This is a genomic window from Actinobacillus indolicus (genome assembly GCF_004519515.1).
Taxonomy (GTDB): Bacteria; Pseudomonadota; Gammaproteobacteria; order Enterobacterales; family Pasteurellaceae; genus Glaesserella; species Glaesserella indolica_A.
The window spans coordinates 745095-769511 of record NZ_CP038145.1 but is presented as its reverse complement, the minus strand read 5'-3'; the positions used below and the strand labels follow the sequence as shown (position 1 = coordinate 769511).

Genomic DNA, 24417 nt, shown 5'->3' with positions numbered 1-24417 from the left:
TAAGGAAGGCAAACATGACAACCAAAGTTTCTTTAGATAAATCTAAAATTAAATTTGTTCTGCTTGAAGGCGTACACCAAAATGCGGTTGATGTGCTAAAAAATGCAGGCTATACCAATATTGAGTACCATAAAAAAGCCCTTGATGGGCAAGAGCTGATTGATACGATCAAAGATGCACATTTTCTCGGCATTCGTTCTCGCACCTTCCTTACCGATGAAGTTTTACAACAAGCACAAAAACTGATTGCGGTAGGCTGTTTCTGTATTGGCACAAACCAAGTGGATTTAGAATCGGCAAAACGTCGTGGTATTCCTGTTTTTAATGCGCCATTCTCTAATACACGTTCTGTGGCGGAATTAGTGCTTGGGGAAATCATTGTGCTTATGCGCCAAGTGCCAAAAGCCAATGCCGAAGTGCATCGTGGCATTTGGAATAAATCTGCGGCAGGTTCAAATGAAGTGCGTGGTAAAAAATTAGGAATTATTGGCTACGGGCATATCGGTTCTCAGCTAAGTATTATTGCTGAATCTATTGGTATGCAAGTGTATTTTTATGATATTGAAAATAAACTACCGCTTGGAAATGCTCAACAAGTGGCAAGTTTGCAAGAGTTATTAGAGACTTGTGACGCTATCTCGTTACACGTGCCTGAAAACGCATCAACGAAAAATTTAATTAACGCAGAGCGTTTAGCTCAAATGAAAGATGGTGCAGTGCTTGTTAATGCTGCTCGTGGCACAGTGGTTGATATTGATGCCTTAGTGGAAGCCTTAAAAGCGGATAAATTACGTGGTGCGGCTTTAGATGTGTTCCCAGAAGAACCCGCTTCTGCAAGCGATCCGTTTGAGTCACCACTTTGCGAATTTGATAATGTGATCTTAACCCCTCACATTGGTGGTTCAACCTCGGAAGCTCAGGAAAATATTGGTACAGAAGTGGCTAATAAATTCGTGAAATATTCAGATAATGGCTCAACACTTTCAGCAGTTAACTTCCCTGAAGTCTCATTGCCAGAGCATAAAGGCACCAAGCGTTTGTTGCATATTCATGAAAACAAACCGGGTATTTTAAATAAAATTAACCAAGTCTTTGTGGATGCAAATGTGAATATCGCGGCTCAATTCTTACAAACTGATCCAAACATTGGCTATGTAGTGATTGATGTGGAATCAGAGAATACTGCGGATGCACTAAAACACTTAAAAGAGATTGAAGGCACAATTAAAGCACGTGTGCTTTATTAATGGCTCGGCATAGTAGAAAAGTTGGCTACTATGCCGTATAAAAAGGTCATAAAAAAATCCATATTTAAAAATTTAAATATGGATATATTTTATCTTGAATTAATTATCTCGCACGGAAGATAATACGACCTTTGCTTAAATCATACGGGGTCATTTCTACGGTAACTTTATCGCCCGTCAAAATACGAATGTAATTTTTACGCATTTTTCCTGAAATATGTGCAGTAACGACGTGTCCGTTTTCAAGTTCTACACGGAACATCGTATTAGGTAAGGTTTCTAAAATTGTACCTTGCATTTCAATGCAATCTTCTTTAGCCATTTATTCCTCTTTGAATTAGGTTTAAGTTTAGTTTATCAATAGTGCCAATTTCGGCAAAAAACGGGCGATATTATACTCTCCCTAGCCCGAATTACAATCATTTACGGCGAAAAGCCCGTCTGCGAGAGTGAAAACGTTGTGTTTGGCTTTTCAATGTTGCAATAGGCAATTTAATTGGTAATGGTGCAATGGCATGATTTCTACCTGAAAAATAGAAAAAACAGCTGACAAACAATCCACCCGCTAAAAATAATATAATCAATTCCCCGTAAAGTAGGTGAAACAGCTCATTGATTTTACTTTGAGTTGTTTGCCCATACTGAGAATTAAAGGTCACTCTCAAAAAACCGACTAAATCATCCTGGGCCAAAATGGGTTCGACAATTTGTTGTGTTGTTTTCAGCTCATTTTGCTCTTCATGACTTAATTTAGGTTTAAATTCCAATGCATTACTACTTTGTGCTAACAACGTACCAGAAGGTGAATAAAGATTTGCATCAATCACAAACTCTTCTTTGGCAAAGGTATCTAATGCTTCGACTAACTCTTCTGTTTTCGCATTTTTTACTAGCATTAACGAAAATAATTTTGCTTGCTGACGCACGAGCAAATGAGAAAGGTTTGTGACTTGATTAACACCTGCAAGTTGTGAACCGACTTTAAAATGATTTATTCCATTTAGAATCACGGAAACAATCGCACAACAAAGTACGACAATCACTGCGATAATGCTACTTTTTATCGCTTTTTCACGAGAAATATACATAGTTGCCCTCATAAATTGAGCGTGATTGTAACACGGAATTTTGCTAAATTAGCAAAAATTCAATACAACATCTTGGAAGCTTTATGCCACACACTTTTTTTATTTATAGCAAAACATTGACCGATGAACAGGTTGTACAATTTGCCGAAATAAGTTCTTCAACCTTGATCAAGCAAGCAGAGTATCTTGGCTACCGTATTGCATATTTTCAGGGAAATCTAACCATTTGCTTACGAGAAAAAGCACAAGCTGTACAAGCCGATTTAAGTACGCTCGACATCACGCCGAGCCTTTCGGAAAAAGGGCTGTTGGTGATGGATATGGATTCAACGGCAATCAAAATTGAATGCATTGATGAAATCGCAAAACTGGCTGGCACAGGGGAAATTGTGTCGGCAATTACTGCCAGTGCAATGCGTGGTGAGCTAGATTTTGAACAGAGTTTGCGTAAGCGTGTTGGCACGTTGGCAAATGCGCCGGAAAGTATTTTGCAAAAAGTGCGAGAAAACCTACCGCTTATGGATGGTTTTGAACAGATGGTTCAGATCCTAAAATCTCACGGCTGGACATTAGCCATTGCTTCTGGTGGATTTGATTATTTTGCGGATTACCTGAAAGAAACATACGGCTTAGATTATGCGGTATCTAACCAGCTTGAAATTGTGGAAGGAAAACTGACGGGGCAAGTATTAGGAAAAGTGGTTGATGCCCAATATAAAGCGGAAACGTTAAAATCGTTAGCGGAACGTTTTGCAATTCCAGCATCACAATGGGTTGCGGTAGGTGATGGGGCAAATGATCTGCCGATGTTAAAAACTGCCAGCCTTGGTGTTGCCTTGCACGCCAAACCAAAAGTACAAGAACAAGCGGAATTTGTGGTAAACTTCGGGGATTTGACAGCGTTGGTGTTGTTGTTGAATGCCAAAACGATTTTTAATAAATAAGGGGAATAAAAATGCCATCTTTTGATATTGTTTCAGAAATTACAATGCACGAAGTGCGTAATGCAGTTGAAAATGCGAACCGTGTGTTAAGCACTCGCTATGATTTCCGTGGTGTAGAAGCGGTGATTGAGCTTAATGAGAAAAATGAGAGTATCAAATTAACGACTGAGTCGGATTTCCAACTTGAGCAGTTGATTGAAATTTTAATCGGTTCTTGTGTAAAACGTGGAATCGAACACAGCTCGCTAGATATTCCGACTGAAAGTGAGCATCACGGCAAACTGTATAGCAAAGAGATCAAACTCAAACAAGGGATCGAGTCAGATATGGCGAAGAAAATCACGAAGCTGATTAAAGATTCCAAAATCAAAGTGCAAACCCAAATTCAAGGGGATTCTGTGCGTGTAACGGGTAAATCCCGTGATGATTTACAAGCGACCATTCAACTGGTGAAAACGGCAGAATTAGGACAGCCGTTCCAGTTCAATAACTTCCGTGACTAATTTAAGGTTACAAGCGGTCAGATTTGAGTGAAATTTTGCAAATCTAAAGAAGGTACAGTTGTTGAAACTGTACCTTTTATTTTTTAAATGAACAAGTTGGAGAAAATCAAGCTGTCTAATATGATATTTGAGCTCTGTGGATTCAAAAATTTACAAGATCTTAGCGACATTTTCGGATATCATATTATCCTTTTCACCTAGTTAATTTGGAGCTGATTGTGTCTTCCCTTTGGTCTGATTGTTTAAGTCATTTACAAGCGAAAGTTTCACCAACCGATTACAGTACTTGGCTACGCCCATTGCAAGCAAGTACGGTAAATGGCGATCTCGTTTTATATGCGCATAATCAATTCGTGGCTAATTGGGTGAAAGAAAAGTTTCTGAATGAAATTATCTTGTTGGCTCGTGGACTATCCAAAAATGATCATTTACAAGTTGAAGTCCGTGTGGGAATCAAACCTGCTGAGCAACAACAAGAAAGTACTCAAGCTATTCCCGCTAGCCCTCAAGTCAAAGAAAGTACATCGGCACCATTAAGAACAGGGCTTATTGAAACGTTAACCTTTGATAATTTTGTCCAAGGTAAATCAAACCAGTTAGCAAAAGCAGTTGCTCAACAAGTAGCGAATAATCCTGGAGAAAGTCACTGTAATCCATTTTCTCTTTATGGTGGAACAGGGCTTGGTAAAACACACTTGTTGCATGCAATTGGCAATGAAATTTTAAAGCAAAACCCGAATGCGAGAGTGGTTTATATTCACTCAGAACGTTTTGTTCAAGATATGGTAAAATCACTTCAAGCAAACACGATTGAGAACTTTAAGAAATTTTATCGTTCTCTTGATGTGTTAATGATCGACGATATTCAATTCTTTGCGAAGAAGGAAATTACTCAAGAAGAGTTCTTTCACACTTTCAACTCGTTATTTGAGCGAAGTAAGCAAATTATTGTGACTTCAGACGTCTTCCCTAAAAATATTGAAAAAATTGAAGAGCGTATCCGTTCTCGATTAAGCTGGGGCGTAAATGCCTCAATTGAACCGCCTGAGTTGGAAACGCGCGTTGCTATTTTAATGAAAAAGGCAGAAGAGCGGGGTATTGAATTAAGTGAAGAGGTGGCGTTTTTCTTAGGGCAAAAATTAAGAACAAACGTACGAGAATTAGAAGGGGCATTAAATCGAGCGATTGCATGGAGTAATTTTACTCACCGTCAAATTACTGTGGATGCGGTACGAGAAGCCTTAAAAGATCTGATCGCCTCTTACGATCACTTAATTACCATTGAGAATATTCAGAAAACCGTCGCTGAGTATTACAATATTAAAATGGCGGATTTAAAATCAAAAAGTCGTACACGTTCAGTGGCTCGTCCACGCCAAATAGCAATGGCATTAGCAAAAGAGCTGACTAACCACAGTTTGCCTGAAATCGGACGTGAATTTGGCGGACGTGATCACACAACGGTGATGCACGCCTGCAAAACCATTAATGAGCTGAGAGATACTGATAACAGTATCCAAGAAGATTACACCAATTTAACACGCAAATTATCGTCTTAAGGAATTGTTATGCAATTTACTATTACCCGTGAGCAGTTACTCAAGCCGTTACAACAGGTTTGTGGCGTATTAACCAGTCGCCCAACATTGCCTGTGATCAACAACATTTTGCTAGAAATTGAAGGAAGCCGTTTATCTTTAACGGGAACTGATTTAGAGGTAGAGCTTACTACCCAAGCGGAGCTGTTTGAAGCGGTCAGTTTCTCAGGAAAATTTACTATTCCTGCGAAAAAGTTTTTAGATATTTGTCGTAGCTTACCTGATGATAGCGTAATTTCGGTGCAGTTCGATGAAGATCGTGTCTTTATCCGTGCAGATCGCAGTAAATTCAATCTGGCGACCTTACCTGCTTCGGATTATCCAAGTTTAATGGACTGGAAACCTGAAGTCGATTTCACGATTGAACAAGCGACTTTAGCTCGTTTAATTGAAGCAACACAATTTTCAATGGCAAACCAAGATGCCCGTTACTTCTTAAATGGTATGAAGTTTGAAACCGAAGGCAACTTATTGCGTTCAGTGGCAACGGATGGACACCGCCTTGCAGTCTGCACAATGGCATTAAATCAAGAGCTTTTAACCCATTCTGTGATTGTGCCGCGCAAAGCCGTATTAGAATTAGTCCGCTTGGTAGGACATAATAACGAAAGCGTTCGCTTAGAAATCGGTACAAGCAACCTGCGTGTATCAATGAACGGCATTGTGTTTACATCAAAACTGATTGATGGACGTTTCCCTGATTACCGCCGAGTGTTGCCACGCAATGCAGATCGTATTTTAGAGGCAGATGCAGAAGTGTTAAAACGTGCTTTGGTGCGTGCGGCGATTTTGTCAAACGAACGTTTCCGTGGCGTGCGTTTAGCCCTAAATCAAAATCTGTTAAAAATTACGGCAAATAACCCAGAGCAAGAAGAAGCAGAAGAGATCATTGATGTCTCTTATCAAAGTGCAGAGATGGAAGTGGGCTTTAATGTGAGCTATTTGTTAGATGTGCTTAACACATTAAAATGCCAGCGTGTACGTATTAGCCTTGTAGATGCAAGTTCAAGCTGTTTAATTGAAGATTGCGATAATGCTACGGCGGAATATGTGATTATGCCGATGAGATTGTAGGGGTATTGTTACTTTCTTTGCTTGTGCAAAGAAAGTAACCAAAGAAACACACCCTAACTTCGCCACTAATCTTCGCTTAGTTTGAATTTGCTTAACGGAACATTTTAAATTCGCCAACTTTGTTGGCTCAGAGAAAAATGTTCCTACAAATTCAAACACGCTCAGGTGGCTCAGAAGGGAATAATTAAATCTAAACATCATTTTTTGTACAAAATAATTCTAACTGCTAGTTAAAACGATAACATGCCCCTATCCCGTTTAATCATCAACAATTTCCGAAATTTGACTGCCGTGGATCTGGAATTGAGCCACGGCTTTAACTTTTTAGTGGGTGAAAACGGCAGTGGAAAAACGAGCTTACTGGAAGCGATTTTCTATCTTGGACACGGCAGATCGTTTAAAAGTCACATCAGTAATCGCATTATCCATTACGATCAAGATCAATTCACCCTATTCGGCAAGGTCGAAGAAGCGAAACATCAATGGTCTGTCGGGCTACAAAAAAATCGCCAAGGTGATACCACCTTAAAAATTAATGGTGAAGATGGCAAAAAAATTTCCGATCTGGCTCACCTTCTCCCTATGCAAGTGATTACCCCTGAAGGCTTAACACTACTCAATGGCGGACCAACCTACCGCAGAGCTTTTCTTGACTGGGGATTGTTTCACCAACATCACGAATTTTATCAGTACTGGGCAAACTTAAAACGCCTACTGAAACAACGTAATTCAGCACTGGCACAAGTTCGCCACTATGGCGAGTTAAAACCGTGGGATATTGAGCTGGCTAAACTGGCGAAAATCGTCAGCGAACTTCGAGCAAACTATGCAGAAGCCCTCCGCCCAGAGATTGAACGAACTTGCCGATTTTTCTTGCCTGAATTAGAAATCAGCGTCAGCTTTCATCAAGGTTGGGAAAAAGAGAGCGATTATGCCGAGATTTTGGCACAAGGCTTTGAACGGGATCGCAGTGTCGGTTATACCATGGTTGGACCGCAAAAAGCCGATTTTCGTTTTCGAGCGAACGGTCTGCCTGTCGAAGATGTTCTCTCTCGTGGGCAACTCAAACTGCTGATGTGTGCGTTACGCCTTGCTCAAGGGGAATATCTGATCGCCCAAAAAAATCGCCAATGCCTGTTTTTAATTGACGATTTTGCCTCAGAACTTGACCCAACCAAACGTGAACTACTTGCTCACCGCCTACGCCAAAGCGGTTCGCAAGTCTTTGTAACCGCCATTACCCAAGACCAGTTACAGCAAATGCAGTGGCAAGAGCAGAGCAATGATCGCCTGTTTTCTGTCAAACAGGGGGGTATTCAGCCCATTTGTTCGTAATCCATTCACCAAAAGGAGAAAATAATGATCCCATTTAAAACTGCCTTACTTGAACGCCTATTACGTTACGTTCAAATTCACACCACATCAGATCCGAAAAGCCAAACTGTCCCTAGCTCACCGCAACAGTGGGATTTACTTCATCTACTCAAAACTGAAATGGAAACGATGGGATTAACCGAGATTTCCGTTGATCCTAACGGCTATGTTTTTGCAACATTGCCCGCCAATAGCGACAAAGCCATTCCCGTACTCGGCTTACTTGCTCACGTTGATACGTCCCCTGATTTCAACGGCGAAAATGTGAAGCCACAGGTTATTGAGCGGTATCAAGGCGGTGATATTTTGCTAAAAGGCAGTGGGCATACGTTATCGCCACAGGATTTTCCAAACTTAAACGGCTTAGTCGGACATACGCTTGTGACCACCGACGGCACAACTTTGCTTGGAGCGGACGATAAATCTGGGATTGCGATTATTCTGTCAGCGGTAGAATACTTGTTAGCACACCCTGAAATCAAATACGGCAAAATCCGTATCGGCTTTACTACTGATGAAGAGATCGGGCGTGGAGCGGATCATTTTGATGTCAAAGCCTTTGGTGCTGATGTTGCCTATACCTTAGACGGCGGACCGCTTGGGGAATTGCAGTACGAAAACTTTAATGCCGATGCGGCAACTGTCACCTTCTACGGACGCAGTGTTCACCCAGGCACAGCCAAAGGTAAGATGATCAACGCCTTAGAGCGAGCTTGTGAGTTCCAAAACAGCCTACCGCCACACTTAACTCCAGCAACAAGTGAAGGGCGTGAAGGCTTTATTATGTTGCACGACATTGAGGGCGATTTAAGCGAATGTAAAATCCACTATATTTTACGCAGTTTTGAGCGTGAAGAATTAGCAAAATTCGGCAATGATCTCACCGCTTGTATGGCACAAATGCAACAAAAATATGGCGAACAATGCGGTAAAGTCGAGATTGTCGAGCAATATCGCAATATGTACGAAGTCGTCAAAGATTATCGCTATCTGGTTGATATTGCTGAAAATGTGATGAAAGCACAGGGGATTACGCCAAACCTAGAGCCAATTCGTGGCGGTACCGACGGTTCACGCCTATCATATATGGGCTTACCAACGCCAAATATTTTTACGGGTGGCGAAAACTTCCACGGACGTTTTGAGTTTATTTCTGTTGATGTGATGGAACAGGCGACAAATGTGCTGGTAGGAATTGCAAAAGCTTTTGGTGAACATCACTTCGAGTAAGGGGTGATGACAAGCGGTCGGATCTTATCGTTTTTTTGCAAAAAAATGAGATGATCTGACCGCTTGTTAACGCTTAAATCAAAAATACAAACGGAAGTGCATTCATAATACCCGCAGTCGTTACGGCTAGAATCATTTTAGACATCCCAAACATCAGCCCTTGATTTTCACCCTTATCTAATTTCACCAATACATTTGCCAATGCCGTATTAGTAAACAGAATCACCAATGCAAAAATCACTAAGTAGGCAAAGGCAGAGATGACAGAAAGTGATTGCAGAGTATAGAACCATGGAAGGAACAGCAACATAATCAAAATCGGGCTAATATAGACCAGTTTGGTGATGCCAAGATTGAGTTTGCGTGAAAAGCGTGACTGCAATAAAACCGCAATCAGGTTATTCACAAAAAACGCAATAGAAACCAGCTCTTGCCGATCAAGTAAGTTAGTGAAAATATAAGGGAAAATCACATAAAAGGCACTGCCTAATCCGAGCGGAATAAAGAGCAATAAATGTACAAAAATAAAGCGTTTGGTTAAAACTGCTTTCACTTCACTGAATTTAAAGCGTCCACCTTTTGCGGTCTTACACTCATCTTTCGGTATGGCTTTGAGCATAAAGAGCAACATCGCCACTTCAATAAAGCAACTCACCCAAATCAGCCATTCGGCTTTGCGGTAGAAAATAAATGGCAATGAAAGTAGTGGTGCGACCATAGATGCCAAACTAGAAATTTTTAAAAATTTACCTTGTGCTTTTGCTTTTGAAGTATAGTTATCAGCCGTATTGGTGAGTAAAAAAGCTCTCGCATTTGTGCCAAATAGGGTGCTTCCTAAACCGAAACAGAAAGTCGCAAGCAATAAGAAAATATATTGATTTGTCAGCAATAACAACAAATAAGCCAAGGTATCTAGCAAACAGCCGAGCAACATAATATAAGAGCGCCCAAAGCGATCTCCCCAAGAGCCTGCAAATAATGAAAAGGCTTGGCTAGAGAACACCAATAATGAAAATGCGGTAGCAATTTGGCTGGCTTCAAACCCTTTATAATATTGTAAATAGATAAAGAAGACGCTTTGCATTGCGGTGTAAGCTAAACCTGAGAAGAATTTACGCCACAAAATCATATTTTGAACATTCATTACATAACCCGAGTATGCCAAAGGAAAAATCTGTGTATAATATACCCAAATTCTCGGAGAGATAAAAATGAAAAAAGTGAAGTTTTGGCAACCAGTGATTGCCGTTCTGCTCGGATTAAGTGCTTCTATTGCAGGGAGTTATCCTGCGATTCAATCGATTAAAGCGGAAAGAGAAATGACTCAAGCAGAGATTATTGAGCTTAATCATCAGCTTCATAATGCTTTGTTATATCGAGATTTTCCTGCTTTACAACTATTATTATCGGACGATTTTGAAGTTCACGTTGGTGCTGAGTTAGTGCTTACTAAGCAAGAATGGATTAAGAACATTCAAAAACAGAATGTGAAATATTCTGATATTGAAGAGCTCAAAACTTTTAATTTCCAAGGTAATCAGTTCTCTAGTTTATCGAATGTGTCTGGCGAGTTTTGTGGTGTTGAATCTGCTTCTTTAGTTGAGGCCACAATTACCACAGTAGAGCGTAAAGAAAAACGTCAAATTAAGCGATTAATCATCAAGAAAGTGGCTTAATACTTTTGATACAAGCGGTCAGATTTTCCTAATTTTTTGCAACAAGCTCCCATAGCGAGTACAATTCTTTCATTTGCAATATTTCGGATAAATCAAACCGCTTGTATGTCATTTGAACTTCAATTTCGTCTGCCGAAAGCGGACAGCACACATCAAGATCATCAAACTTTAGGTAACTTAATCGGGCATTCGGATACCCTTGCGATTGTGCAGGCAAGCCAGCAATTTCAAGGCTTGACGGTGGTGGTTACACCTGATACCCGTACGGCGTTGCGGTTGGAAAAAAGTTTGCCGAGCTTTACTAAACTGCCTGTACAGCTTTTTCCTGACTGGGAAACCTTGCCTTACGACAATTTCTCGCCACATCAAGATATTATTTCCGCCCGTTTATCTGCTTTATTTCAGTTGCAACAAGGGCAGAAGCAGATTTTCCTGTTGCCAATCAACACCTTATTACAAAAAGTCTGTCCGCCGAATTATTTGGCGAACAACGTATTGTTGATTAAAAAAGGCGACCGTTTTTCGATTGAGAAATTACGCTTACAGCTGGAAAATGCCGGTTATCGAGCGGTGGAACAAGTGCTGGAATATGGCGAATATGCAGTGCGTGGGGCATTGCTCGACCTTTATCCGATGGGGGCAAATTCCCCTTATCGCTTGGACTTTTTTGACGATGAAATCGATACGATCCGCACCTTTGATGTGGATAATCAACGTACCATTGAGCAGATTGACGAAATCAACTTATTGCCAGCCCACGAGTTCCCGACAGATAGCAACGGGATCGAGTATTTTCGTGGCAAATTCCGTGAACAATTTGGGGAAATCCGCCGTGAACCTGAGCATATTTATCAGCAGGTGAGCAAGGGCATTTTGAATGCAGGGATTGAGTACTGGCAACCGCTCTTTTTTGAGCAAATGGCGAGTTTGTTTGACTATCTGCCTGAACAGACGCTGTTTATTACCTTTGCCGATATTCAGCAAAAAGCCGAGCAATTTCAACAGGATACTGCAAGACGTTATGAAAGTCGCCGTGTCGATCCGATGCGACCGTTGCTCCCACCTGAACAGCTTTGGTTCAATATCGATCAGATTAACCAACAGCTAAAAGGCTATCCACGTTTAACTTTAACCAACGAGAAAGTACGAAGTTCGGCGGCGAAGCTGAACGCCAACCTTGAGCCGTTGCCTGACATTGCGGTGCAATCCAACCAAAAAGAACCTTTTGTCTCTTTTTTACAGTTTCAGCAGACATTCAAGGGGCAAATTCTCTTTTCGGTGGAAACGGAAGGCAGACGGGAAACCTTGCTGGAACTACTTGCACCGCTGAATATCAAGCCAAAGCAAGTGAAGCAACTGGCTGAGATCAATTCGCCAATTTCTTTGCTAATTTCACCGCTTGATCAAGGGTTTATTATTGAAACAAGCGGTCAAAAACTGGCGATAATTTGCGAAACAGATCTGTTAGGCGAAAAGGTTCAGCAAAGTCGCCGACAAGAAAAAAGCCGTAAAACTGTTAATCCTGATACCTTGATCCGCAACCTTGCCGAGCTGAAAATCGGGCAAGCGGTGGTGCATTTGGAAAATGGGGTAGGGCGTTATGGCGGTTTAACCACCCTTGACGCAGGCGGTATTAAGGCGGAATACCTTGTATTGCATTATGCCAACGATGCCAAACTTTATGTGCCGGTGGCTTCGCTCCATTTAATTAGCCGTTATATCGGTGGCACGGATGAAAATGCTCCGTTGCATAAGCTGGGATCGGAAGCGTGGGCGAAAACCCGTCAGAAAGCGGCGGAGAAAATTCGTGATGTGGCGGCGGAATTGCTTGATGTCTATGCGAAACGTGAATCGCAAAAAGGCTTTGCGTTCGAGTACGATCGTGATGCGTTCGTGCAATTTAGCAACACATTCCCGTTTGAAGAAACCGAAGATCAGAAAACGGCGATCAATGCAGTGATTAGCGATATGTGCTTGCCGAAAGCGATGGATCGCCTTGTGTGTGGTGATGTCGGCTTTGGTAAAACCGAAGTGGCAATGCGAGCTACCTTTTTGGCGGTGATGAACCATAAACAAGTGGCAATCCTTGCCCCGACAACCTTGTTGGCACAGCAACATTTTGAGAATTTTAAAGATCGTTTTGCTAATTATCCGATCAATGTCGAAGTGCTTTCCCGTTTTAAAACCGCCAAAGAGCAGAAAGAAATTTTGGCAAAAGTGGCGGACGGCAAGGTCGATATTTTGGTCGGTACGCATAAATTATTGCAAGAAGATGTGCAGTTCAAGGATCTTGGCTTGCTGGTGATTGACGAAGAACACCGTTTCGGCGTGCGTCAAAAAGAGCGAATTAAGCAACTGCGAGCTAACATTGATATTCTCACGCTCACGGCAACGCCAATTCCAAGAACGCTCAATATGGCGTTGAACGGAATGCGAGATCTGTCGATTATCGCCAGTCCGCCGGCTCGCCGTTTATCGATCAAAACCTTTGTACGACAAAGCGATGATACGGTGATCAAAGAAGCGATTTTGCGTGAAATTCTGCGTGGTGGACAAGTTTATTATCTGCATAACGATGTAGCGACCATTGAAAATACTGCTCAACAGCTTGCCGAACTCGTGCCGGAAGCCCGCATTGTGATCGGACACGGGCAGATGCGAGAGCGTGAGTTGGAACGGGTAATGTCTGATTTTTACCACCAACGCTTTAACCTGTTGGTTTGCTCAACCATTATTGAAACCGGGATTGACGTGCCGACCGCCAATACCATTATTATTGAGCGAGCGGATAAATTCGGCTTGGCACAGCTACACCAACTGCGTGGGCGTGTCGGACGCTCGCACCACCAAGCCTATGCCTATATGCTAACCCCACCGCCAAAAACGCTAACTAAAGACGCTCAACAACGGCTTGAAGCGATGAGTAGCATTGATAACCTTGGGGCAGGCTTTGTGCTGGCGACCCACGATCTTGAAATTCGTGGAGCGGGTGAACTGCTGGGGAGCGAACAGAGCGGACAGATTGAGAGCTTAGGCTTCTCCCTCTATATGGAACTGCTTGAAAATGCGGTCAAAGCCTTACAAGAAGGGCGTGAACCAACTTTAGATGAAATTACCCAACAGCAAGTGGAGATTGAATTACGCGTGCCTGCGTTACTGCCTGATGATTATCTGCCAGATGTGAATATGCGTTTGTCGTTCTATAAACGGATTGCCAGTGCAGAGAGTGACGAAGCCTTAAAAGATCTGAAAATTGAGCTGATTGACCGTTTCGGTTTACTGCCTGAAGCCACGAAAAACCTGTTCCAAATTACCCAGTTACGCCATTTGGCAAAAGGGTTGCAGTTGAAAAAAGTCGATGCAGGGATCAACGGCGGTTATCTTGAGTTTAAACCAACCGCAACGCCTGATCCGATGAAGTTTTTAAAACTGATCCAAGCGGATAAAAATGTCTATAAATTTGACGGCCCGTTGAAGTTCCGCTTTACCAAGCCAATGGAACGGGCGGAAGATCGTTTGACGTTTGTGTCAGAGTTGATCGAAGGTTTAATGAAAGATTAATATCACAAGTGGTCAGATCGATCTGATTTTTTGCAAAATCGGTGAACTGTCCGAAAATTTTCCAAGAAGTTTCTAAAATTTAGCCGAACAAATAAATTTTTAAGATTTGTATTTGACAAAAATTTAAAAATCACTAGAATGCTCCACACAAATTCGCTACGGTAACGTAGCGTTTTTATTGCGGGAATAGCTCAGTTGGTAGAGCACGACCTTGCCAAGGTCGGGGTCGCGAGTTCGAGCCTCGTTTCCCGCTCCATTTTTGTAATGCGTAGTGCCCGAGTGGCGGAATCGGTAGACGCAAGGGATTTAAAATCCCTCGCCTTTCGGGGCGTGCCAGTTCAAGTCTGGCCTCGGGCACCATTTACAGAAAAACAATTTGGCAAATCAATGCGGGAATAGCTCAGTTGGTAGAGCACGACCTTGCCAAGGTCGGGGTCGCGAGTTCGAGCCTCGTTTCCCGCTCCATTTTTATGATGCGTTTATGCCCGAGTGGCGGAATCGGTAGACGCAAGGGATTTAAAATCCCTCGCCTTTCGGGGCGTGCCAGTTCAAGTCTGGCCTCGGGCACCATTTACAGAAAAACAATTTGGCAAATCAATGCGGGAATAGCTCAGTTGGTAGAGCACGACCTTGCCAAGGTCGGGGTCGCGAGTTCGAGCCTCGTTTCCCGCTCCATTTTATAATGCGTTTATGCCCGAGTGGCGGAATCGGTAGACGCAAGGGATTTAAAATCCCTCGCCTTTCGGGGCGTGCCAGTTCAAGTCTGGCCTCGGGCACCATTTCAAAATAGAAGATAGCACCTTAAGGTGCTTTTTTTATATCTTTTTTTTATTTGGTTGTTTCGTCATCAATTAATTCTGATTATTTGATTTACTTCAAATAAACTGCAAAATTCTCTAGTAAATTCTTTTGTCTTTTTATACATTTCAAATATATCTTTTACTATCTTATTGTTTTTAAATAAGAAAAATTATCATTTTTAGCAAGTTATGTGGGAGGCTCGCGTGAAACGAGTAAGCAAAATGTTAAGAAACAGCCTTGTTGCAACAATGGCGATGATGGGGTGTATTCATTCTGCTTGGGCAGGGGAAGCCAAAGAATTTGAAGGTCCAAAGCCTGATGTGAAGATTGAGTCAGCAAATCATAAATTTGCGGAACTCTATCCTTTACAATATCAATCTTGGGCGGCGACCGCTGAATCTAAAGAGGTGGTGAGTGCATTAGAAGAAGATCCTCGTTTAGTGATTCTTTGGACGGGCTATGCCTTCTCAAAAGACTACAACAAACCGCGTGGTCACTTCTATGCGGTTACCGACGTGCGTAACATTTTGCGTACAGGCGCACCAATGGAACCAGATGCTGGTCCTCAACCAATGGCGTGTTGGGCGTGTAAAAGTCCAGATGTGCCACGTATGATCGCAGAAAAAGGCGAAGTGGGTTATTTTGATGCTAAATGGGCTAAATATGGTTCAGAAATCGTAAATCCTATCGGTTGTGCGGACTGTCACGATACTACTTCTCAAGAATTTAAAGATGGCAAAGCAGCATTACGTGTTGCTCGTCCACATGTTTTACGTGCATTAGAAGTGATTGGCTGGAAATTCGATACGTTAGACAAACATGGTAAACGTGCAGCGGTATGTTCAAACTGCCACGTAGAATACTACTTTGCGGGTAAAGAAAAAGCGGTGACATTCCCTTGGGATAAAGGTGTTGATGTCGATAGTATGGAAAAATACTACGATGAAATCAAATTTACTGACTGGGTTCACGGCTTGTCAAAAGCACCAATGTTAAAAGCGCAGCACCCAGACTTCGAAACTTGGGCATTAGGTACGCACGGTAAAAACGGTGTAACCTGTATTGATTGCCATATGCCAAAAGTGGAAACCAAAGACGGTAAAGTCTATACGGATCACAAAATCGGCAATCCATTTGATAACTTTGAACATACTTGTAAAACCTGTCACGAACAAAGCAAAGAGAGCTTACAAGCACGTGTGAAAGAGCATAAAAAACAGATCAAAGATGTCATGATCCGTTTAGAAGACCAAATTGTAAAAGCACACTTTGAAGCGAAAAAAGCATGGGAAGCGGGTGCAACTGAAGAAGAGATGAAAGATGCATTGCAAGCAATTCGTCATGCACAGTGGCGTTGGGACTACTCAGCAGCAGGTCACGGCGGTCATATGCACGCACCTGATGTAATTCTTCATGTGATCGGAACAGGCTTAGATCGAGCGGCAGATGCACGTACTAAACTTGCTGTCATCTTAACGAAACACGGTGTACAAACTCCGATTGAGTTCCCTGATATTTCAACAAAAGCGAAAGCACAACAAGTGGTCGGCATCGACTTTGATAAAGAGAAAGCAGCGAAAGAAGAATTCTTACGCACCGTAGTACCTCAATGGGAAAAAGAAGCGAAAGAGAAAGGCTTATTACCTGCGGACGCAAAATAATTTGCTAAGTGGAGGCTACTATGAAACATATTTTCTCAAAAGTCGGGCGAATGATCGCCTTACAAGCGGTCACTTTAGTGAGTTTTTTTGCAATTTCTTCGAATGTGTTGGCAGAAATGCCAGCACAGCCACAGCCTATTTGGACAAATCCATTGGATAATGTCGATGGTGCAACTATCGCTAAAGATTCTCGCCGTGATCCAAATACCTATTGTGTGAACTGTCACGGGCATCTTTCTCGCTTCAAACATGAAGGCAAACACTTTCAGCCAGAGACAGTGAGCCCAAATAACGGCAAACCGCTTAACTGTGTAAGCTGCCATGGCAATATTTCTGAAAATCACCGTAAAGGTGTGAAAGACGTAATGCGTTTTAACGCTCATGGTAAAGCGAGAAATCCAGCCTTAGAGCGTTCAGTCGAAGAGCAAAACCAAGTCTGTTTTGCTTGTCATAATCCTGACAAATTACGTGAAAAATTCTGGGCGCACGATACTCACGCTAACAAGATTGCATGTGTAAACTGTCACAAACTTCACCCAGAAAAAGAGCCGATGAAAGCGACTGAGTCAAAACAGCGTGTAAAACTCTGTGTGGATTGTCATACGGAAGTGCACAAAGGTACGTTCAAAAAAGCGGAAGCTAAGGATCAAAAATGAGTTGTTCCCGTCGAGATTTTATCTCAGGGGCGGGAGCAGTGATTGCCGTGGCAGGCACAGCGGGGCTTGCCACAAGTCAGCTCTCCCTTGCGACTGAGAAAGAAAGTAAAACCATTCGCTATGCGATGTTACACGATGAGCAAGCCTGTATCGGTTGTACTGCTTGTATGGACGCTTGTCGTGAAACAAATAAAGTGCCAGAGGGTGTATCTCGTTTAGAAATTATTCGTAGCCAACCTTATGGCGAATTTCCAAACGTAAAATATGAATTTTTCCGCCAATCTTGCCAACATTGTAGCAATGCCCCTTGTGTGAGCGTTTGCCCAACAGGCGCTTCCTTTGTGGATAAAACTACAGGGATTGTGGATGTGAATCCGAATTTATGTGTGGGTTGTTCTTATTGTATTGCGGTTTGCCCATATCGTGTTCGCTACATTGAGCCAGTGAAGAAAACCGCAGACAAATGTAACTTCTGTCGAGATACAAATCTTGCACAAGGTAAACAGCCTGCGTGTGTAGAAAGCTGTCCAACCAAAGCACTAACATTCGGCGACTTAAACGATCCTAATAGCGATATTTCCCGTTTAATTAAAGAGAAACCGACTTATCGTACTAAAGTTGAATTAGGCACAGATCCACAGCTCTATCATATCAAAAGAGAGGGGGTGTAACGATGAATGAATATGTTCCATTCCAAACCCCGAATCTAGTGTGGGATTCAACCATTGCAATCTATCTCTTTTTACTTGGGATATCTGCAGGTTCAACCTTGCTTACGGTGTTATATAAGCGTAAAGCGAATTTAGCTGATCCAAGCCAAAGTTGGATGATTCGCACAATGGCAATCATGTCACCGCTTGCGACAATCATTGGCTTAACGCTATTGATTTTCCACTTGGCTCGCCCGTGGACATTCTGGTACTTGATGTTTAACTATCAGTTTGATTCTGTTATGTCGATGGGGGTAATGCTATTCCAAGTCTTTATGGCGGTATTAGTTGTTTGGTTAGCGATTATCTTCAAAAACTGGCTAAGCGGTTTCAGTTTTATTCCCAAATTTGCTTTTGGATTAATTGATATTGCAGCGAAATTTACCTCGTTGATTGAAATCCTGTTGATTTTACTTTCCCTTGCTCTTGGGGCTTATACGGGTTTCCTATTATCTGAATTAATCAGTTACCCAATGTTAAATAACCCTGTCTTGCCAGTCTTATTCTTGGCTTCGGGAACATCATCGGGTATTGCAGCACTTCTTGTTGCAATCTTGGTAGTTGGCAAAGCCGCAACGGATAGCCATGAAGTACATTTCTTGCACAAGTTTGAAAAGCCTGTTGTACTTATTGAAATGTTACTTTTAGTGGGCTTCTTTGCGTACCTTTATTCCAATGGTGGACAAAGTGCGGTGGCAGCGGATAACGCTTTAACCTTTTCAGGCTATTGGGGCAAAATCTTCTGGATAGGCGTTGTGGCTATTGGTTTAGTCATTCCAATGTTACTTAACCTTGTTTCACCAGCAAAAGTGAAACACCAAAAAGGCTTTATCCTTTTCCTTGCGATATTAGGTTTAATCGGTGTCCTCTGTTTACGTTATTTTGTGCTTTATGCAGGGCAAATGACGATTGCATAGTGATTTAAGGATACAAGCGGGTAGATCTTGTCTATTTTTTGCAAAAGCTATTAGAAATAGACAGTGTCTAATAAAAAGTAGTTTTGGTACATAAAATAAAGCGGTTGCTAATATTTATTTTTATATTAGCAACCGTTTCTATTTAGAAATACCGTATTATGCTGAGTAGAGCAATGAAAATGTCTATTACAGTTTAGTGTATGACTCTTGGGAGATAAGAAAAAAGCCTCTGATTTTTTCAGAGGCTCTTTTCTATAACGTACTAAGGAGGTATATTATGACGTTTAAATTAGTTGGCGGAATGGACGGGACTCGAACCCGCGACCCCCTGCGTGACAGGCAGGTATTCTAACCAGCTGAACTACCACTCCGCAGCGAACGAGGCGTATATTAATGATTTCGCACTCTACCGTCAAACACTTTTTTGAAAAAATTTCTTAATTGGCTTTTTACTATACAAAATGTTCTCTTTTTAATTCACCGTCGTGTTTTCTGTCACCAGATCTCTCGTCCAAAGGCAATTTCCTTTTGATTTTTTATTTATCAACTCAAGATATTTAAGATGTTCTGCCAACTCTTCTTCATCGGGGGCTAATACAATCAAGTTAGAGGTGTCGATATTTAATGGCTGGTAAACTTGCTCTGCTGAAGATGTTTTTACTTGCTCGTGTTCGTCTTCACCAATAAGGGCAATTTGACCGCCTGTCATCATCAGGAACACATCAGCCAAGATCTCCGCATCCAGTAACGCACCGTGCAGGACACGTTTACTGTTATCAATCCCCAAGCGGTCACATAACGCATCTAAATTGTTACGTTTCCCTGGATACATCTTACGAGCAAGCTGTAAGCTGTCCGTGACGGTACACATCTGTGCCACTTTTTCAGGGGGATTCGGCAAAAAGGAAAACTCGTGGTCGATAAATCCAACGTCGAAGGGGGCATTATGGATAATCAGTTCCGCCCCTTTGATAAATTCAATAAATTCATCGGCAATTTCAGCAAATGCAGGTTTATCCGCCAGCATTTCGTTGGTAATACCGTGAACTTGCATTGCTTCTGCCTCGACTTCCCTTGGTGGTTTGATATAGACGTGAAAAGTCCGCCCGGTTAAACGGCGGTTAATCACTTCGACTGCACCAATTTCAATGATGTTATGTCCAATGTGCGGAGCACCATTGAAATTCATTCCCGTGGTTTCAGTATCAAGTACAACTTGGCGTAATATTTGTTGTTCGCTCATTGTATTTCCCTAAGTTACAAGCGGTAGGATATGCAAAATGTTTTACCGATCTTACCGCTTGTTATTCAAATTAACTATCTGCTTTTAATTCATCAATCGCTTTTTGGTCGAAGAAATATTGCGTACCGCAACACTCGCACTGCATATCAATTACCCCTTGTTTTTCGGCTAACATCTCTGCAATGTCTTCTTCAGGCAGTAATAAAATCGCCGCCCCTGAACGCTCTCTTGAGCAACCACACTTAAACTCTGTGGACTGTGGTTGATAAACTTCCACTGTTTCTTCGTGGAACAAACGATAAAGCAGCTCTTCGGCAGTTAAACCGAATAACTCTTCGGCTTTGATGGTCGATGTTAAAGTGGCTAAATGATCGAAGTCGTCCGGTGAGCCTGTGCCATCTGGAACGATCTGTAATAATGTTCCACCTGCAACGGCTTTGCCTTGATATTCACCTACACGGATCACAAGCTGTGTGGCGAGCTGTTCTGAACGAGCAAAATAATCTTCTAAACATTCGCTAATTGTTGGTTTATCTAACGCTATCACCCCTTGATAGCGTTCCCCGTTGTCTGGAATGATAGAAATCACCAATACGCCATTACCAATCATTTCTGGAAGTGTTGCATTGTCTGCGATATTGTCTTCAACACGTGCTAAAGCACGGAATTGTTGTTGATGATTGCCATTTACTACCGCTAATTTTAATGCGCCGTCACCTTGAATTTGAACGGTAATTGTCCCTTCAAATTTAAGTGTTGCCGTTAATAAGCTGGTTGCCACCAACATTTCACCTAGCAAATTTTGTACTGCTGATGGATAGTGGTGGGTATTTAGGGTTTCCGTAAAAGTGTCATTTAAGCGAACCCATTCGCCACGCACTGCGCGGTTTTGAAATAAAAAGCGATAAAGTTTATCGTTATCTTGTGTGTAAGTTGTCATTAAAAATCCTTATGAAATATAAAAGCGGTGAAGACGTTCACCGCAGTTGTCACGTTATATGGGGATGATTTATCAAATTACAAATCACTTTCTTGGTATTTGAATTTAATCAGATCACGCCGCTCTTTTTTATTTGGGCGACGATCTGGGTGTGGCATCGACAACGCATTTGCTTTACGGGCAAAGGCGATTTTTTCTCGCTCTTGAATACTTTTTTCCGTTTCTTGATAAAGTAGTTGTGCTTCAGGCGCGCCACGTCGTTGATCGCTCAAGGCTGTGACAATAACTTCTTTTTCATCGTTGCCTTGGCGTAACTTAATTGTTGCCCCGACTTCGACAATTTTACTGGTTTTAGCCCGTTGCCCATTGTAATGGACTTTACCACCTTCAATCATTGCCTTTGCAATGGAACGGGTTTTGTAAAAGCGGGCTGCCCATAGCCATTTATCTAAACGTACGTCATCATGATTTTCTGCCATATCTCCCCCATCGTTTTGTTATATTTTACCCTTTTTCACGCAAACAAGCGGACAGATTGCAGAAAAAATTTGCAAAACACCTGATTTCGCTGTATTCTTCGCCACCACAATTCATACAAACAAATCTGAATTAACCTGTTTTAATCCAATCTTTTATAAAAAATAATTATTCCTATGCATCTTACAGAGTTAAAAAATACACCCGTATCGGAACTTGTCCGTATCGGTGAAGAACAAATGGGGCTAGAAAACTTAGCTCGCTTACGTAAACAAGATATTATTTTCGCCATTTTGAAACAACACGCAAAAAGTGGTGAAGACATTTTCGGTCAAGGCGTGTTAGAAATCTTACCTGATGGTTTTGGTTTTCTCCGTTCTGCCGACAGTTCTTACCTTGCAGGTCCTGATGATATCTATGTTTCCCCAAGTCAAATCCGCCGTTTCAATCTTCAAACTGGTGACAAAATCGAAGGTAAAATCCGCCCACCGAAAGAAGGCGAACGTTACTTTGCATTGCTAAAAGTCGATTTAGTCAATGATGATAAACCTGAAGTTTCTCGTAGCAAAATTCTCTTTGAAAACTTAACCCCACTTCACGCTAACTCACGTTTGCGTATGGAACGTGGTAATGGTTCAAAAGAAGATTTAACAGCACGTATCTTAGATTTAGCTTCACCAATCGGTAAAGGTCAGCGTGGTTTGATCGTAGCACCGCCAAAAGCAGGTAAAACCGTTTTACTTCAAAACATTGCTCAAAGTATTACCCATAACTATCCTGAGTGTGAATTAATTGTTTTATTAATTGATGAACGTCCAGAAGAAGTAACGGAAATGCAACGTTCGGTCAAAGGCGAAGTGATCGCTTCAACCTTTGATGAACCTGCAACTCGCCACGTTCAAGTTGCTGAAATGGTAATTGAAAAAGCAAAACGTTTAGTCGAACATAAAAAAGATGTCGTTATTTTATTAGACTCTATCACACGTTTAGCCCGTGCTTACAACACAGTAACCCCAGCGTCTGGTAAAATTCTCTCTGGTGGTGTCGATGCTAATGCCTTACACCGTCCAAAACGTTTCTTCGGTGCAGCTCGTAACGTAGAAGAAGGCGGTAGCTTAACCATTATTGCAACAGCACTTGTGGATACAGGTTCAAAAATGGACGAAGTTATCTTTGAAGAGTTCAAAGGAACAGGTAATATGGAATTACACCTTTCTCGTAAAATTGCAGAACGCCGTGTATTCCCAGCGATTGACTTTAACCGTTCAGGCACGCGTAAAGAAGATCTACTCACAAGCCCAGATGAATTACAAAAAATGTGGATTTTACGCAAAATCCTTAACCCAATGGGTGAAGTGGAAGCAATGGAATTCCTCATTGATAAATTGATGGTCGCAAAAACCAACGATGAATTTTTTGAGATCATGAAAAGATCTTAGTTATAGAAACGGCACTTAAAGTGCCGTTTGTCATTAATAACCCTATGAAAAACACAGTATTTTTATCTTTTCTTTGCTTACCACTATTAAGCTATGCGATAGAAAAAGAACCACGAACAATGCCTGCAAATGGCATTGATAAAGCACTGCTCGGTCAAATTCTCTTTTTCGACAATAGTCTTTCATTTCACGGTAACCAAAATTGTTCAAGTTGCCATAATCCTGATGCAGCATTTATTGATGTTAGAGATAACAGTGCTAACAGAATGGTGTCACAAGGTGATGATCTCAGTAAGTTCGGCAAACGAAATTCGCCAACGATGCTTTATGCAAAATATTCTCCTGAATTTCATTTCGATGAGTCGATTAAAGAGTATGTGGGTGGACAATTTTGGGACGGTCGAGCCACAAATTTGCAAAATCAAGCAGGAATGCCACCGCTTGATCCGCTTGAAATGGGTATGCCTGATAAACTTTCCATTGCCAAACGGCTATGGCAAATCCCAATGTATGCAAATTTATTAACTCAACATTATGGCAAAACGGTCTGGGATAGCGTTGATTCCGTCTATGCCGCCATGGAAGATGCCATTGCGACATTTCAAAAAGAGAAAAAGTTACTCGCGCCCTTTAGTTCAAAATATGATAAATCGCTCAAAGGTGAATATCAGCTGACCGAGATTGAAGCCAAAGGCAAAGCACTCTTTTTTGATAAAGACAAAGCTAATTGTGCGAGCTGTCATCAATTACAGCAAACGGCAAATCATCCCGAAGAAACCTTTTCAAACTATCGTTATTACAATATTGGCACACCGAGTAACAAGGCATTAATTGCACATAATGGCTACGCTCAAGATTTTGTTGATTTGGGTTTATTTGAAAATCCGAATGTCAAAGGCGATGAAAAGCAAAAAGGCAAATTTAAAGTGCCGACTTTAAGGAATGTCGCGGTAACTGCCCCTTATATGCATAATGGTGTATTTAAGGAATTAAGGACGGTATTGTTCTATTTAGATCACTTCAATAACGATAAACGCAGGGTGAATCCTGAAACGCAACAAGGGTGGGACAAACCTGAATATGAGCCCACTTTAGCGAAGCAAGAACTCACCGCAAAGCCTCTATCAGATGACGAGATTGATGCACTAGAAGCATTTTTGAAGATCTTAACGGATGAGCGTTATGAGCCTTTGTTGAACAAACGGTAAGATTCTCGCTCTTTTTTGCAAAATGCCCTGATATTCTCAGGGCATTTTCTTTGAACTATTTCGCTGAAAC

The 24417-nt window shown here is 41.7% G+C and carries 21 protein-coding genes and 7 tRNA genes; 21 read left to right on the top strand and 7 right to left on the bottom strand.

From position 1 onward, the window contains the following. Positions 1-14: 14 nt before the first annotated feature. Positions 15-1247 carry a phosphoglycerate dehydrogenase gene (serA, locus tag EXH44_RS03670; RefSeq protein ID WP_162856315.1) on the top strand — a complete coding sequence of 411 codons (1233 nt, stop codon included), beginning with the start codon at positions 15-17 and terminating at the stop codon, positions 1245-1247. Between the two features lie 103 nt (positions 1248-1350). Here the strand turns inward: serA and infA are convergent, their stop codons facing one another. After that, the gene (gene infA, locus EXH44_RS03665; RefSeq protein WP_005712424.1) at positions 1351-1569 is read right to left on the bottom strand and encodes a translation initiation factor IF-1; all 219 of its coding nucleotides are present in this window, start codon (positions 1567-1569) and stop codon (positions 1351-1353) included. 97 nt (positions 1570-1666) lie between these two features. Continuing rightward, positions 1667-2335: a YtjB family periplasmic protein gene (locus tag EXH44_RS03660; RefSeq protein ID WP_162856314.1), complete on the bottom strand. Its 669-nt coding sequence runs from the start codon at positions 2333-2335 to the stop codon at positions 1667-1669. A gap of 83 nt (positions 2336-2418) precedes the next feature. Here EXH44_RS03660 and serB point away from each other — a divergent pair, with 83 nt between their 5' ends. From serB to pepT, 6 genes are all read left to right on the top strand, one after another. Beyond that, a complete protein-coding gene (gene serB, locus EXH44_RS03655) occupies positions 2419-3279 on the top strand; it encodes a phosphoserine phosphatase SerB (RefSeq protein ID WP_162856313.1) in 861 nt (286 codons plus the stop codon). 11 nt (positions 3280-3290) lie between these two features. Continuing rightward, on the top strand, positions 3291-3782 hold the full coding sequence (locus EXH44_RS03650; protein ID WP_108923497.1) for a YajQ family cyclic di-GMP-binding protein: 492 nt from the start codon (positions 3291-3293) through the stop codon (positions 3780-3782). A gap of 206 nt (positions 3783-3988) precedes the next feature. Further along, positions 3989-5341, top strand: a complete 1353-nt coding sequence (gene dnaA, locus EXH44_RS03645; RefSeq protein ID WP_208717165.1) for a chromosomal replication initiator protein DnaA — start codon at positions 3989-3991, stop codon at positions 5339-5341. Between the two features lie 9 nt (positions 5342-5350). Continuing rightward, entirely contained in the window at positions 5351-6454 is a 1104-nt protein-coding gene (gene dnaN / locus EXH44_RS03640; RefSeq protein WP_005711096.1) for a DNA polymerase III subunit beta, read from the top strand. 243 nt (positions 6455-6697) lie between these two features. After that, the gene (gene recF, locus EXH44_RS03635; protein ID WP_162856311.1) at positions 6698-7789 is read left to right on the top strand and encodes a DNA replication/repair protein RecF; all 1092 of its coding nucleotides are present in this window, start codon (positions 6698-6700) and stop codon (positions 7787-7789) included. A gap of 24 nt (positions 7790-7813) precedes the next feature. Beyond that, positions 7814-9058, top strand: coding sequence for a peptidase T (gene pepT / locus EXH44_RS03630; RefSeq protein WP_162856310.1), 1245 nt, complete (start codon positions 7814-7816; stop codon positions 9056-9058). A 73-nt stretch (positions 9059-9131) separates the two neighbouring features. On the opposite strand, the gene EXH44_RS03625 is transcribed toward pepT, so the two are convergent. Next, positions 9132-10202: an MFS transporter gene (locus EXH44_RS03625; RefSeq protein WP_162856309.1), complete on the bottom strand. Its 1071-nt coding sequence runs from the start codon at positions 10200-10202 to the stop codon at positions 9132-9134. 67 nt (positions 10203-10269) lie between these two features. Here EXH44_RS03625 and EXH44_RS03620 point away from each other — a divergent pair, with 67 nt between their 5' ends. From EXH44_RS03620 to nrfD, 12 genes are all read left to right on the top strand, one after another. Then, positions 10270-10734 carry a nuclear transport factor 2 family protein gene (locus EXH44_RS03620; protein WP_162856308.1) on the top strand — a complete coding sequence of 155 codons (465 nt, stop codon included), beginning with the start codon at positions 10270-10272 and terminating at the stop codon, positions 10732-10734. 105 nt (positions 10735-10839) lie between these two features. Then, on the top strand, positions 10840-14295 hold the full coding sequence (gene mfd / locus EXH44_RS03615; protein ID WP_162856307.1) for a transcription-repair coupling factor: 3456 nt from the start codon (positions 10840-10842) through the stop codon (positions 14293-14295). 180 nt (positions 14296-14475) lie between these two features. Next, a tRNA-Gly gene (locus EXH44_RS03610) sits at positions 14476-14551 on the top strand. A 17-nt stretch (positions 14552-14568) separates the two neighbouring features. Then, positions 14569-14655 (top strand) — tRNA-Leu (locus EXH44_RS03605). Between the two features lie 29 nt (positions 14656-14684). Further along, positions 14685-14760 (top strand) — tRNA-Gly (locus EXH44_RS03600). A gap of 18 nt (positions 14761-14778) precedes the next feature. Then, a tRNA-Leu gene (locus EXH44_RS03595) sits at positions 14779-14865 on the top strand. A gap of 29 nt (positions 14866-14894) precedes the next feature. Then, positions 14895-14970 (top strand) — tRNA-Gly (locus EXH44_RS03590). A 17-nt stretch (positions 14971-14987) separates the two neighbouring features. Beyond that, positions 14988-15074 (top strand) — tRNA-Leu (locus tag EXH44_RS03585). Between the two features lie 243 nt (positions 15075-15317). Next, the gene (gene nrfA, locus EXH44_RS03580) at positions 15318-16757 is read left to right on the top strand and encodes an ammonia-forming nitrite reductase cytochrome c552 subunit (RefSeq protein WP_244238754.1); all 1440 of its coding nucleotides are present in this window, start codon (positions 15318-15320) and stop codon (positions 16755-16757) included. A gap of 20 nt (positions 16758-16777) precedes the next feature. Continuing rightward, positions 16778-17413 carry a cytochrome c nitrite reductase pentaheme subunit gene (nrfB, locus tag EXH44_RS03575; RefSeq protein ID WP_162856305.1) on the top strand — a complete coding sequence of 212 codons (636 nt, stop codon included), beginning with the start codon at positions 16778-16780 and terminating at the stop codon, positions 17411-17413. After that, a complete protein-coding gene (gene nrfC, locus EXH44_RS03570; protein WP_162856304.1) occupies positions 17410-18084 on the top strand; it encodes a cytochrome c nitrite reductase Fe-S protein in 675 nt (224 codons plus the stop codon). The genes nrfB and nrfC overlap by 4 nt, the downstream gene beginning before the upstream one ends. Positions 18085-18086: 2 nt before the next feature. Continuing rightward, positions 18087-19040: a cytochrome c nitrite reductase subunit NrfD gene (gene nrfD, locus EXH44_RS03565; RefSeq protein WP_162856303.1), complete on the top strand. Its 954-nt coding sequence runs from the start codon at positions 18087-18089 to the stop codon at positions 19038-19040. A gap of 294 nt (positions 19041-19334) precedes the next feature. Here nrfD and EXH44_RS03560 read toward each other — a convergent pair. The 4 genes from EXH44_RS03560 to hslR all read right to left on the bottom strand — a co-directional run bounded on the left by EXH44_RS03560 (position 19335) and on the right by hslR (position 21702). Further along, positions 19335-19411, bottom strand: a tRNA-Asp gene (locus EXH44_RS03560). 101 nt (positions 19412-19512) lie between these two features. Further along, positions 19513-20283 carry a DNA polymerase III subunit epsilon gene (dnaQ, locus tag EXH44_RS03555; RefSeq protein ID WP_162856302.1) on the bottom strand — a complete coding sequence of 257 codons (771 nt, stop codon included), beginning with the start codon at positions 20281-20283 and terminating at the stop codon, positions 19513-19515. 70 nt (positions 20284-20353) lie between these two features. Continuing rightward, positions 20354-21223: an Hsp33 family molecular chaperone HslO gene (gene hslO / locus EXH44_RS03550; protein WP_162856301.1), complete on the bottom strand. Its 870-nt coding sequence runs from the start codon at positions 21221-21223 to the stop codon at positions 20354-20356. Positions 21224-21300: 77 nt separating this feature from the next. Then, positions 21301-21702, bottom strand: coding sequence for a ribosome-associated heat shock protein Hsp15 (hslR, locus tag EXH44_RS03545; protein ID WP_162856300.1), 402 nt, complete (start codon positions 21700-21702; stop codon positions 21301-21303). A 174-nt stretch (positions 21703-21876) separates the two neighbouring features. Here hslR and rho point away from each other — a divergent pair, with 174 nt between their 5' ends. Then, complete coding sequence (rho, locus tag EXH44_RS03540) at positions 21877-23139, top strand: transcription termination factor Rho (protein WP_005714322.1); 1263 nt, start codon at positions 21877-21879, stop codon at positions 23137-23139. A gap of 44 nt (positions 23140-23183) precedes the next feature. Then, a complete protein-coding gene (locus EXH44_RS03535; protein ID WP_162856299.1) occupies positions 23184-24347 on the top strand; it encodes a cytochrome-c peroxidase in 1164 nt (387 codons plus the stop codon). Positions 24348-24417: the final 70 nt, after the last annotated feature.